Here is a 12,408-nt window from a genome sequence, read left to right on the forward strand (position 1 = left end):
TCCAGATAGTCCGAGTTACTCGATTCCGCCTACACGATCAAAGGATGGCAGACTGGTAAGGGATTTCCAGTGCATCCAGATAGCAAAGGCCTTGCCCACCACCAGCTCATCCGGGACCGTGCCCCAGTAGCGGCTGTCATTACTGTTGTCGCGATTGTCACCCATGACAAAATAATGGCCTTCGGGCACCAGCCACTCGCCCTCACCACTGCCACCGGGCCGACCCATAGTCAGGAAAATGTCGTGCTCTACTTCACCGAGATCCTCGCGGCGCAGTTCCATCGGCGGTAGCCGCGCGATAAACCGGGTTTCCACCCGATCGCCATTGATGAACAGCTGCTTGTCACGGTAGCGGATATGGTCGCCGGGCAAACCGATCACCCGTTTGATGTAGTTGGTCTGGCCGTCCTCCGGGTAGCGGAAAACCATCACATCGCCGCGCTGGGGATCGCCGACCGGAATCACTTTGGTGCCGGCAACCGGCAGCCTGAACCCGTAGGCGTATTTGTTCACCAGAATGAAATCGCCGACTTCCAGGGTGGGCAACATGGATCCCGACGGAATCTGGAACGGTTCAACCAGGAAGGACCGGAGGACCAGAACAATCGCCAGCACCGGAAAGAACGATCGGCTAAGGTCAACCAGGTAGGGCTCTTTTGGCTCCTCCGATTCCGCCGGGGAGCCTTCATCCACTGCGTCTCCGGTGCCGCTGGCACGGTAGGCAGCCAGACGACGCTCACGAAGAAACAGCTTGTCCGCCAGCCAGATCAGACCCGTTGCAAAGGTCAGTACCACCAGTACCAGGGGAAAATCGATATCCATCCAGGAGGCCTTTTATTTATCCACTTTCAGTACGGCAAGAAACGCTTCCTGAGGCACCTCGACATTACCCAGCTGCTTCATACGCTTTTTACCTTCTTTCTGCTTCTGCAGCAGTTTCTTCTTCCGGCTGACGTCACCACCGTAGCACTTGGCGGTTACGTTCTTGCGTAGCGCCTTCACGGTGACCCGCGACACAACCTGATTACCAATGGCGGCCTGAATCGCGATATCAAACATCTGCCGAGGAATCAGCTCTTTCATCTTTTCGATCAACTGGCGCCCTTTGTGGTGAGCCTGCTCCTTGTGCACGATCAGCGCCAGGGCATCGACACGCTCGCCGTTGATCAGCACGTCCAGGCGGACCAGGTTGGCGGTCTGGAACCGGGTAAAGTGGTAGTCCAGGGACGCAAAGCCGCGGCTGGCTGACTTGATACGATCGAAGAAATCCATCACCACCTCGGCCATCGGCAGCTCATAGGTGAGCTGGACCTGGGTCGTCATGAAGTGCATGTTCTTCTGGACGCCGCGCTTTTCCTCACACAGGGCTATCACATTTCCGATATGCTCCTGGGGCACCAGAATGTTCGCTTCTACGATCGGCTCACGCATTTCCTCAATGGAACCAATATCCGGAAGCCGGGACGGATTGTCTACCGACAGGGTCTCACCCTGTTTGGTAACCACCTCATAGATCACCGTTGGCGCCGTGGTGATCAGGTCGATGTCGTATTCACGCTCCAGCCGCTCCTGGATGATTTCCATGTGCAGCATGCCCAGGAAACCACAGCGGAAACCGAAGCCAAGGGCATCGGAATTCTCCGGCTCGAAAAACAGCGAGGCATCGTTGAGGGTCAGTTTTTCCAGGGCATCCCGGAAATCGTTGTAGTCGTCGGCGCTGACCGGGAACAACCCGGCGTAGACCTGGGGTTTGACTTTCTTGAACCCGGGCAGCATTGGCGTCTGCTCGGCGAACTTCTGGTGAACAATGGTATCACCTACCGGCGCCCCGTGAATGTCCTTGATTCCGGCCACCACGAAGCCGACATCGCCGGACTCCAGCAGGTCGGTGTCTTTCGGTTTGGGATTAAAAATACCAACCTTGTCGGCATTCCAGGCCTTCCCGGTAGACTTGATGACGATCTTGTCGCCCTTTTTCAGGGTGCCCTCGGTCACCCTCACGAGCGACACGACGCCCAGATAATTGTCGAACCAGGAATCGATGATCAGAGCCTGCAGGGGCGCGCTTCGGTCGCCCTTGGGTGGCGGGATCTTCTTGATCAGATCTTCCAGAACATCTTCCACGCCCAGACCACTCTTGGCGCTACAGCGAACCGCATCAGACGCTTCAATGCCAATGATATCCTCGATTTCTGCCGCTACACGCTCCGGTTCGGCCTGCGGGAGATCCATCTTGTTCAAAACCGGCACAACTTCGAGACCCTGCTCAATGGCGGTGTAGCAGTTAGCCACTGACTGGGCTTCAACACCCTGCCCGGCGTCCACCACCAGCAGGGCCCCCTCGCAGGCATAGAGCGAGCGGGAAACCTCGTAGGAAAAGTCCACGTGGCCCGGGGTATCGATAAAGTTCAGTTTGTATTCCTGCCCGTCACGGGCGGTGTAATTCAGCGTGACACTCTGGGCCTTGATGGTAATCCCTCGCTCACGCTCGAGATCCATGGAGTCCAGGACCTGCTCGGCCATTTCACGGTCCGTCAGGCCGCCGCAAACCTGGATAAAACGGTCTGCCAGCGTGGATTTACCATGGTCAATGTGGGCGATGATGGAAAAGTTACGGATTCGGCTCAGTTCAGTCACAGACGATGAATACTCAGTTAAGACGAAGGATTGAGCCCGGAAGGGCCGCTACCGGGATCCGGGAACGGCGTGATTTTACCGGTTACCGGCCGCCATTGCCATGATCAGGAAATCAGCGGCCGTTCGTATTGCCGGATAAGGAAACCGATGAGCGCATCCTCGTCCAGCGGATAGCTGAACAGGTTGCCCTGACACTGGGCGCAGCCGTGAGTTTTCAGGAAGCTCAGTTGCTGTGGGGTTTCCACACCCTCCGCGACCACCGTGAGGTGGAGCTTGCGGGCCAGGGCAATCACTGCGGAGGCCACATCCGTGGCACTGACATTGTAGGGAATGTCGCGAATGAACCGGTGGTCGATCTTGATAACATCCAGCGGCAGCTGCTGCAAAGCAACCAGTGAACAGGAGCCGGTGCCGAAATCGTCCAGGATCAGGCAGACCCCGAGATCATGAAGTGACACCAGCAACTCCCTGAGCATTCGCGGATCTTCATTGAGCAGCTCCGCCGGCATCTCCAGCTCCAGCCGCTCCGGCGAGACACCCGTCTCGGTGATGACCTGTCGGATCATGTCCAGGAAGCCCGAATCGGTCAGTTGTCGAACAGACAGATTCACCGCCATTTTCAGGGATTCAAAGCCGGCCCGTTCCAGGGCCTGAACCTGAATACAGGCCTGCCTCAAAGCCCATTCACCCAGGCGAACAATCAGGCCGGTTTCCTCGGCAAGACCGATGAACTGCTGTGCCGACACCAGCCCCTTCTCCGGATGATGCCAGCGCAGGAATGCCTCAACCCCAATCACCCGCTCACTGGCCAGATCAATCTTCGGCTGGTAATGCAGAACAAAGCGATCGCCATCCAGCGCCGTGGCCAACTCCTCCTGTTGCAGAAGCCGCCTTGCCGCCTTGATGTTCATGGCCGGGGTGAAGAACTGGAACGTATTCCGACCCAGCTCCTTGGCACGATACATCGCCAGATCAGCGTACTTCATCAGGGTTCCGGCGTCCTCACTGTCGTGGGGAATCATGGTGATGCCGATACTGACCGTGATGCCGACTTCGTGATCGTTCAGCCGGATTCGCTGGCAAAGACTGCGCAGAATGGTCTCTGCGACCTTGCCGGCAGCATCGGAGTCACTGATCCGGGACAGCAATACTACAAACTCATCGCCGCCGAGCCTGGCAACCGAGTCCTCCTCACGGACACAACCCACCAGCCACTGCGCCACCTGGCACAGCAATTCATCGCCGGAATCGTGCCCCAGGGTGTCGTTGATACGCTTGAAGCCGTCGAGGTCCAGGAACATGAGGGCAGCCGGCTCACCACTCCGGCGACTCCGGCTGACTACGTGATTCAAACGGTCCCGGAACAGTTGCCGGTTCGCGAGGCCGGTAAGCGGATCATAGAATGCCAGCCTGTGCAGCTCGGATTGGGCGGCCTTGAGCTGGGTCAGATCTCGCAGGCTAAGCACAACGCCATTGACGCCTGGCACCGACAACATGGCTGTAAAGGTGCCCTCCATATCCCGCCACTGCCCCTTGGCATCACGGATACGGACCCGGATGACCGGCATCTGTTTGCCCGGCGACTGAACGGAATCGTCAAAGCCTCGCTGCAGCTGGGGCCAGTCGTCACCATGAACGAGCTCCTCAAAGTTCAGGGCCTGAACCTGATCCGGCTCGAAGCCAAGGATATCCAGGCTGGACGGGCTCGCGTACAGGGGCTGCCCGGCACGGTCCATCACCAGGGTGACATTGGCTGCGCCTTCGGTAATCGCCCGATAGCGGCCGGCACTGATCTGCGCCATCAGCCGTGAACGGATCAAGGCAAGCACGAAGAGGAACAACAGGGCACTGATCACCAGGCCACTGCCGAGGACGATCGGAGGCCGCGGATCCGAGGCCAGGAAATCAAATGCGGGCGTGGAGCGCGTCTGCAACAGCCAGTCTCGACCACCATGGCTGATGGTCTGACTCATCTGGAAACTGAATTCGTTGTCCAGGGACCCCAGATTGGAGCCATACATGAGGTTCTGCCGTTCCACGACTCCGGCATCGTAGATCCGGACATCAAGAAACGGCGAGATCAGGCCAACGATGCCGTCGATAAGATTGTTCATCCGGAAGGCACTGAACACATAGCCCGCCAGCATCATGCGACGCTCGGCCCGGATCTCGGGCACTTCTCCCCCCTGGTAGACGGGGTAATACATCAGAAAACTGGCCTGGTCTTCGCCGAGCTCTTCCTGAACCAGCACCACCTTGGCAGTCACCGTGGGGATCGCATCATCCCGGGCCTGCTCCATGGCCTGGCGATGGATGGGATCACTGAAGGCATCGTAGCCGAGGGCCCGTCGGTTCCGTTCCGTGCCAGGCTCCAGGTAGACCATGGGGTAGTAGTAGGGACCGCTACCCAGCGGGTTCACCAGGTAATTATGCACCCCTTCCGCGCGGACAGAGGCAATATGGTCGGCCATCTGGCGTACACCGATACGGCGAACATAGCCAATACCCTGAATGCCCGGGTAGTAGCGGTTGATATCAACCTTGTCCACGTATTCGCGCCATTGATCACGGGAAACGTCTCCGGCCACCGCAAACAGACCGGCACTGCCGGCCAGCACCTGCTCGTAATTCAGCAAGCGCTCTTCGATGGCGGATTTAAGCTGGAGCGATTGGGTGCGAAAACGGGCTTCCGTGCGGTCTTCCACCAGCCGGATGGACACCTGCCAAAGCAATAGGGTGACGGCAACGGCTACCGCGAAGACCAGCCAGGCGACCCAGGCATTGCGGAATTCCAGTAGCTTACGGAGAGAGAGTTCCTGTCTGTTCATCATGGGGCTGGTCCGTTCCATGGCCGCTCATTTTTATTGATCCGCCGAGTATAACAAAAGCCCCCGCAAGTGTCGTTTCCAACACCTGCGGGGGCTCCATGTCAGGTAATCCGGATCAGCAGAAGGGTATCAGGGCTTCATCACCAGATACAGCGCCCGGCCCTGGCGCACCACCCGGACCGATACCGCCTTGCCCTCGGGCAGCGACTGAACAGCCTCGCGGAATTCCTGCACCGATGTCACCTTCTGGCGATTCATTTCCGTGATCACATCGCCCGCACGGATGCCCGCTTCGGAAGCCGCACCCCGCGCAACATTATTGACCACAACGCCGCCTTCAATACCCATGGAGTCGGCCATGTCCGTAGGCAGCGGTTCGACCATCATGCCCAGGGGCGCAGAGCCGGGACCATCACTGTCACTGGCCGGTGCGGAAGCCTGCTGGCTTCCCTCCTCCGGAAGGCGACCGATTTCAACCTGAAGCTCGATTTCCTCGCCACCGCGAAGCACTCTCAGCTCGGCAGTTTCACCAACCGGCGTGCGGCCAACCATGGGCGGCAAGTCGGAGGAAAGCTGCACCTCGTCGCCGTCATAGCTGAGGACGATATCCCCTGCCTGCAGGCCGGCTGCCTGCGCCGGCGAACCGGACATCACTTCGGCAATCAGTGCACCGCGGGGCCGCTTGAGGCCAAAGGATTCGGCCAGATCACGGTTCACTTCCTGAATCAGCACCCCGAGCCAGCCACGGGAGACAGAGCCGTTGTCGCGCAACTGACGGAAGACGTTCATCGCATCGTCAATCGGAATGGCAAAGGAGACCCCCATGAAACCGCCAGAGCGGGTGTAGATCTGGGAGTTGATACCGACCACTTCGCCCTCCAGGTTAAACAGAGGGCCACCGGAGTTGCCCGGGTTGATCGCTACGTCTGTCTGAATGAAGGGCACGTAGTTTTCCGATGGCAGTGAGCGACCCAGGGCGCTGACGATTCCGGCCGTTACCGTGTAATCGAATCCAAACGGCGAGCCAATCGCAAACACCCACTCACCGACTTTCAGATCCCGGGACCGACCTACCTGAACGACAGGCAGATCATCGCCGTTTTCAATTTTCAGCACGGCCATATCGGAACGAGGGTCTGTTCCAACCAGCGTCGCGGGCAGCTCGCGCCGGTCATTCAGCCGCACGATGATCTCATCAGCTCCCTCGACCACGTGATTATTGGTCAAGACATAACCGTCCGAGGAGACAATGAACCCGGAGCCCATGGAGCGGCGTGGCTGGGAGTTGCCAGGCCCACCTCCAAACGGAGACTGGGGGCCGCGGAAGAAATCCTGGAAAAACTCGGGAAGCTGTTCGAGCTGACGCTCATCAAACGGCATCCCGGGAGCGCCGGAATTGCGGCGCGTGGGCTCGGTGGTTGTACTGATGTTCACCACCGCACCGGCGTTATCTTCAACCAGCTCGGTAAAATCAGGCAGGCTTCGGGCTGAACTCGCCTGACTCCAGCCCGCCAACACCATGGCAGACAGCAAAATCAGCAAAGCGGCCGGCATCCTTCCGGGTATGAAATTACGTGACGACTGGGCAACTGCTGTTGCACTCGACATGTTGTACCCCCTGTTGTGCTTACACCTAGGCGTAGTTTTGGGTTCGGCCCACCGATTTTCAACTTACAAAACCGTAGGGTTTACAGACAGTTTTCAGAGGCTATCCGGCTTACCCGGACCAGGCGGGGCTCATACTCCTTGCCGCCCGCGTCTTGCAGTTTGCGTCCTGCGAAAAAACCCAGAGCCAGGCCAGCGACAGCGGCCAGCATCGCAGCGCCGTCGCTACCACCGGACATCTGGTGCCCGAGGATACTTGCGACAACCATCAGGATCAGTGGGATGGCATAGACCAGAATGGAAGCACCCAGCAACGCCTGCTCATCAATTCCGATGGTTACTTCATCTCCCACCCTGGCATTGACCGAGTTGGTCACCAGAATCTGGTTGGCGCGCCCGCCCGAGGCAGCCGCCAGGACTTTCTGACCACAACCATTGCGGGCAGCACAACTCTGACAGGCGCTGGTTCGGATCGTCTGGACCCAGACCTTGTCGCCCTTGAGCGCGACCACTTTTCCAGTTTCAGTAATCACGGCTCACCCGCACCCAGGGCCACCGAGTCTTCAATACGCACCGATTCGGCAACCTGGCGCGCAGTCTGCGGAGGCAGCTCACCCACGACGGTAACCAGAAAAGCGCTATCCCCTTCCGTCACCTGATGCATATAAACGGTGGTGGCGCCAATCAGGGAGGCGCCCGTCGGCATGCTAACCGGGCCAGCCGGCTCAACGAAGACCGAAAAAGCGGCCAGGCCATCGGAGAAGGCAACGGCCTGGCCCTTGCCGGAGCGGGGCGCCGCCGCAGGGACAAACCCTTCCGGGCGCCAGCCAAGCTGCCACCCATCCATACGCTGGACCACCGATGCCGTAACAGCGGGCTCATCCAGCGTTCTGGAAATTTCCCGGCCCTCGGTGCGGATCTCGAATTCGCTATCGGGAATGTCCTCGCCGATGTGCAGGCTGGTGAACTGAAACTGCTCGAGCACTTCCCCCTCGGCATTACGAACGTGACTCTTGACCAGAAGACCGGTGGATTTCTCCAGCCAAAGCCGATGACTGTAGCGGTAGGAATCCTTGGCGCTTAGCGCCACTGAAACCACGTCATACCCTGCAACCCGGTCCTCACCTTTCATTTCCGCCCGATACCAGTGGCTGACCGGCATCAGCTGACTGGTGAACGCTTCGGCGAACGGGCCTGAAGGAATCACCTGGTCAAGCTTGACGCGGCCTGTCTCAGGGAGCACGCAGACCACATTCATGCCTTTGCGAACAATTTCTCCACTGCCGCCGTCCTGCAGAACCAGCCGCTCCTCTACAACGCCATCATTGTAACGATGGGCAATCTGCATTGAGTGTACGCTCTCGCCCCGGGCGTATACGAACACACCGCGGTAGGACGTCATGTTCAGGGCCGGACCCAGCCTTTCAAGCCAGGCGGATGCCTCGTCTTCGTCCGCGGCAGCCGGCAGCGACCCAGCAAGCGCGAGCAAAAAACCCACGAGCATGGACAACGCACGGCTTGGGACAACATTAATTAAGACTCGAGGCATGATTAAACTCTCGCTCCGGGGTTCAGTAGCCGGCACCATTGGCACTGACCAGACGGGCATAGCCGACGGCGCCCCGCCCGGCGCCAACACTGTTGTGCTGTGCGTGTTCCAGCAGGTAGCGACTCATATACTCCCACTGTTCCTCATCAAGACCCTGCAGGGCAATTTCCCTGACCGGCTGGTCCTGCACAGGCGTTTCTGGTGCAGCTGCGGTCACCGGCTGAACCGGCCCGGTCGCGGATGAATCCCAACCGGCACCCGCACCGAACCCGACCAGCAGCGCCATGGCAACCATGGCGGCAGCCGGCCAGTGCCAGCGGCCGGACCTGGTGGCCTGTACGGCAGCTTCAGGCCTGACCGCGGTGGTGCCCCGCCCGTCAAGCCGTTCACGGACGCCCACACTGACGTCCATACCGTGGGCCGGCGAGTGGCCGTCATGCATAAGGTCGCGAACATCCTGCCAACGCTGCCACTGCGCCCGAACCTCGTCCTGGCGATCGTGGGAAAGCAGGCGACGTACCGAAAGTTCGTCAGCTTCGTCGTCCATCATGGCGGACAGTGTTTCTCTGAGACGATCATCCATGGGATGCAACCTCAATTACGTCACCGAGTGATTGAGTAAAGGCCCGAGATGCCGATCAACCGCATCCCGGGCCCTGAATATTCTTGAACGGACAGTACCGATCGGGCACTCGAGGATACCCGCGATATCCTCATAGCTCAGCCCATCGTATTCCCTGAGCAGAAAGGCAGAGCGCAACTCCTCAGGAAGCTGGGCGATCGCCTTGTTCAATTCTTTCTGGAGCTGTTCCCGTTGCAGGAGCCGTTCAGGCGAAGCGGTGTCACGCAGCCGTGAACCGTCATCGAAATTCTCCGCTTCCGCCGAGTCGGCACTGCCCTGCGGCCGCCGGCCGCGGGATTCCAGGTAATTCTTCGCGGTATTGACGGCAATCCGGTACAGCCATGTATAGAAGGCGCTGTCCCCGCGGAAGCGCTCGATCGCCCTGAACGCCTTTACGAAGGTCTCCTGGGTCAGATCCATGACTTCCTGACTGTCGTAGACGTACCGACTGATAATTGATGCGACTCTGGATTGGTACTTGACCACCAGAAGATCGAAGGCGGCGCGATCACCATTACGGACCTTGCGCACCAGCTGCAGATCCGTCTGGCTGTCCGGGTGATCGCCCTGTTGTTTCTCTGTATCAGGAGTCATGGACTGGTTGCCGGGGTTCCCTGATTTGATGGCCAGCTGTCCGGCCTGTACCAAGTTTCGCTGCGTCATTGATGCTATCCGGCGTCCGTTCATGAAACGGGCTAGACCACCGGTCAGGCGGCTCACCCTGTCAGGCCAAATAGACAGCAAGCGTAAAGTTTAGTTCAATACACGTCCACATTATGGCCTGCGATAACGACCCGATGCCACAGTCCTTCGAATACGATGTTCTCATTATCGGCAGTGGTGCTGCCGGCCTCACCGTCGCGCTCAATCTGCCGGAGCACCTGAAGGTCTGCGTGGTGAGCAAGGCCCAGATCAGCAGCGGCGCCACGCTCTGGGCACAAGGCGGTATCGCCGCAGTTCTGGATGATCAGGATTCCACCGAAAACCACATCTCCGACACCCTCAATGCTGGCGCAGGCCTGTGCCATGAGGACGCCGTGCGGTTCACGGTCGAACATGGCAGGGAAAGCATCAACTGGCTGATCGATTCCGGTGTCGATTTTACGCGGGATCAGGACGCCCACTACCACCTGACCCGTGAGGGCGGCCACAGTCATCGGCGCATCATTCATGCAGCCGATGCCACGGGGCATGCGGTCTCAACCACCCTCACCTCCCAGGCAGAGGCACGACCTAACATAGAACTCATGTCTGGTAGGGTGGCTGTGGATCTGATCACCAATCGCAAACTGTCCCTGCCGGGAAACCGATGCGTCGGTGCCTACATCCTGAACCTTGAAGACAACCATGTAGAGCTGTTCCGGGCACGATTCACAGTGATTGCCACCGGCGGCGCCTCCAAGGCCTACCGCTACACAACCAATCCGGACGGCGCTTCCGGAGACGGGATTGCGATGGCCTGGCGGGCCGGCTGCAGGGTGGCAAACATGGAGTTCAACCAGTTTCACCCTACATGCCTTTATCACCCCCACGCCAAATCCTTCCTGATCACGGAAGCCGTGAGGGGCGAGGGCGGCCTGCTGAAACTGCCGGATGGTTCCCGGTTTATGGATCGCTTTGACGAGCGTGGCGAGTTGGCGCCCCGTGATATCGTTGCCCGGGCCATTGACCACGAAATGAAACGACTGGGTGCTGATCATCTCTACCTGGACATCAGCCACAAACCCGCCGACTTTATAAAGCACCACTTCCCCACCATCTACGAGAAGTGTCTGGGCTTCGGTATCGATATTACCCGGGAGCCCATTCCCGTGGTTCCAGCCGCTCACTACACCTGTGGCGGAATCATGAGCGATGAACGTGCCCGAACCGATGTTAACCAGCTCTACGTGGTCGGCGAGGCTGCCTTCACCGGGCTCCATGGGGCCAACCGAATGGCCAGCAACTCCCTGCTGGAATGCCTGGTTTATGGCCGTGCGGCTGCGGCGGATATTGCCCGCCGGGAAGCCGACATTCCACCACCGCCAGAGGCACCAGACTGGGATGAAAGCCAGGTGCGGGACTCTGACGAAGACGTGGTAATCTCCCACAACTGGGACGAGCTTCGCCATTTCATGTGGGACTACGTCGGCATTGTGCGAACCACCAAGCGGCTGCAGCGGGCCAAGCACCGGGTGGATCTTTTGTCTGCGGAAATCGGCGAGTTCTACAGCAACTACCGTGTCACCAATGACCTGCTGGAACTTCGTAACCTGGTCACCGTGTCTGATCTCATCATATGTTCGGCACTGCAGCGCAGGGAAAGCCGAGGGCTGCACTACACTCTCGATTATCCGGGACTGATCAATGAGGTGCGTGATACCGTGCTGGTTCCCACCACCTACCGTACACTCGCGCCCTGAACGAACACCGTTTTTACACAGGATTCAATGGTAAACACTATGTCAGAGACACCTGCATCGTCTGAAAAAGCAGAATTCAACCGCCTCTGGTGGCATAGCCGTAGAGGCATGCTGGAGCTGGACAACCTTTTGATTCCCTTCATGGAAGAGGCCTTCCGCGATCTGGACGCTGAAGACCAGGCCCGCTACAAGAAACTGCTCACCTGCGAAGATAACGACATGTTTGAGTGGTTCATGCAACGCAGCCGCCCGGCCGATCCCGATCTTCAACGCATGGTCGACATCATTCTCAAACGTGTCCAGCCGGATTGAACTAACGCTCACGCCCTCGCTGCTGGTTGGCCTGCTTGCGGTGCTGCCATGGGTTTTGCTGCTGGCTTTCCTGTTGATGGCGCTACTGGCAGACAAATTCTGGCTTCTCGTTGCAATCCCCATTGCACTGTGGGGCGCCGCCCTGCAGTATCGGTCAAACGGGTTACTTATGGGCTGTGGTTCCGTGAGTGGTCTCCTGATCGAACACGATAAAATGTATGCCAGAATCGGAGACAAGCAGAGGGTAGAGGTTATTCCACTTGCCTCCAGCCGGATCTGGTCAGGCCTGGCACTCTTGAAACTTCGGCCTGCCGGCACCAGATTCCGGTCATACACTTCACTCCTGCTGGCACCAGTACCCGGAAGCCCGGGCAATGTTCCGGCGGAGGATTTCCGTCGTCTCAGGGTCTGGCTCAGACTGGGCCGCCCCCGGCGATCATCTCACTGATTCAA

General features: G+C 58.8%; 11 protein-coding genes. 3 read left to right on the forward strand and 8 right to left on the reverse strand.

Going from position 1 to position 12,408, the window contains the following annotated elements:
* Positions 1 to 15: 15 nt before the first annotated feature.
* From lepB to rpoE, 8 genes are all read right to left on the reverse strand, one after another.
* A complete protein-coding gene (gene lepB / locus AC13DD_RS10090; RefSeq protein WP_104270176.1) occupies positions 16 to 822 on the reverse strand; it encodes a signal peptidase I in 807 nt (268 codons plus the stop codon).
* A 12-nt stretch (positions 823 to 834) separates the two neighbouring features.
* Positions 835 to 2,637, reverse strand: coding sequence for a translation elongation factor 4 (lepA, locus tag AC13DD_RS10095; RefSeq protein ID WP_014576285.1), 1,803 nt, complete (start codon positions 2,635 to 2,637; stop codon positions 835 to 837).
* Between the two features lie 104 nt (positions 2,638 to 2,741).
* Positions 2,742 to 5,468, reverse strand: coding sequence for a bifunctional diguanylate cyclase/phosphodiesterase (locus tag AC13DD_RS10100; protein WP_062785720.1), 2,727 nt, complete (start codon positions 5,466 to 5,468; stop codon positions 2,742 to 2,744).
* Between the two features lie 126 nt (positions 5,469 to 5,594).
* Entirely contained in the window at positions 5,595 to 7,019 is a 1,425-nt protein-coding gene (locus tag AC13DD_RS10105; protein WP_014576283.1) for a DegQ family serine endoprotease, read from the reverse strand.
* A 134-nt stretch (positions 7,020 to 7,153) separates the two neighbouring features.
* Entirely contained in the window at positions 7,154 to 7,603 is a 450-nt protein-coding gene (locus tag AC13DD_RS10110) for a SoxR reducing system RseC family protein (protein WP_092030279.1), read from the reverse strand.
* Positions 7,600 to 8,574 carry a MucB/RseB C-terminal domain-containing protein gene (locus AC13DD_RS10115; RefSeq protein WP_273045818.1) on the reverse strand — a complete coding sequence of 325 codons (975 nt, stop codon included), beginning with the start codon at positions 8,572 to 8,574 and terminating at the stop codon, positions 7,600 to 7,602. Before AC13DD_RS10115 ends, AC13DD_RS10110 begins: the two co-directional genes overlap by 4 nt.
* Before the next feature lie 67 nt (positions 8,575 to 8,641).
* Positions 8,642 to 9,202, reverse strand: a complete 561-nt coding sequence (locus AC13DD_RS10120) for a sigma-E factor negative regulatory protein (RefSeq protein ID WP_008176205.1) — start codon at positions 9,200 to 9,202, stop codon at positions 8,642 to 8,644.
* Positions 9,203 to 9,217: 15 nt separating this feature from the next.
* Positions 9,218 to 9,904, reverse strand: coding sequence for an RNA polymerase sigma factor RpoE (gene rpoE / locus AC13DD_RS10125; protein WP_008176207.1), 687 nt, complete (start codon positions 9,902 to 9,904; stop codon positions 9,218 to 9,220).
* 134 nt (positions 9,905 to 10,038) lie between these two features.
* Between rpoE and nadB the strand changes: the two genes are divergently transcribed.
* The 3 genes from nadB to AC13DD_RS10140 are packed head-to-tail and all read left to right on the forward strand — an operon-like array spanning position 10,039 to position 12,403.
* Positions 10,039 to 11,643, forward strand: coding sequence for an L-aspartate oxidase (gene nadB / locus AC13DD_RS10130; RefSeq protein WP_008176209.1), 1,605 nt, complete (start codon positions 10,039 to 10,041; stop codon positions 11,641 to 11,643).
* 39 nt (positions 11,644 to 11,682) lie between these two features.
* Entirely contained in the window at positions 11,683 to 11,955 is a 273-nt protein-coding gene (locus AC13DD_RS10135; protein ID WP_014576278.1) for an FAD assembly factor SdhE, read from the forward strand.
* Complete coding sequence (locus AC13DD_RS10140; RefSeq protein ID WP_008176215.1) at positions 11,939 to 12,403, forward strand: hypothetical protein; 465 nt, start codon at positions 11,939 to 11,941, stop codon at positions 12,401 to 12,403. The genes AC13DD_RS10135 and AC13DD_RS10140 overlap by 17 nt, the downstream gene beginning before the upstream one ends.
* The last annotated feature ends 5 nt before the right edge of the window (positions 12,404 to 12,408 follow it).

It is taken from the genome of Marinobacter sp. L-13 (genome assembly GCF_056857715.1).

What these genes read in the sequence shown, in the direction of transcription:
- AC13DD_RS10115 (WP_273045818.1), bottom strand. Translation starts at nt 8,574, where the DNA reads ATGCTCGTGGGTTTTTTGCTCGCGCTTGCTGGGTCGCTGCCGGCTGCC.
- rpoE (WP_008176207.1), bottom strand. Translation starts at nt 9,904, where the DNA reads ATGACGCAGCGAAACTTGGTACAGGCCGGACAGCTGGCCATCAAATCA.
- nadB (WP_008176209.1), top strand. Translation starts at nt 10,039, where the DNA reads ATGCCACAGTCCTTCGAATACGATGTTCTCATTATCGGCAGTGGTGCT.
- AC13DD_RS10135 (WP_014576278.1), top strand. Translation starts at nt 11,683, where the DNA reads ATGTCAGAGACACCTGCATCGTCTGAAAAAGCAGAATTCAACCGCCTC.
- lepB (WP_104270176.1), bottom strand. Translation starts at nt 822, where the DNA reads ATGGATATCGATTTTCCCCTGGTACTGGTGGTACTGACCTTTGCAACG.
- AC13DD_RS10100 (WP_062785720.1), bottom strand. Translation starts at nt 5,468, where the DNA reads ATGATGAACAGACAGGAACTCTCTCTCCGTAAGCTACTGGAATTCCGC.
- AC13DD_RS10120 (WP_008176205.1), bottom strand. Translation starts at nt 9,202, where the DNA reads ATGGATGATCGTCTCAGAGAAACACTGTCCGCCATGATGGACGACGAA.
- AC13DD_RS10105 (WP_014576283.1), bottom strand. Translation starts at nt 7,019, where the DNA reads ATGCCGGCCGCTTTGCTGATTTTGCTGTCTGCCATGGTGTTGGCGGGC.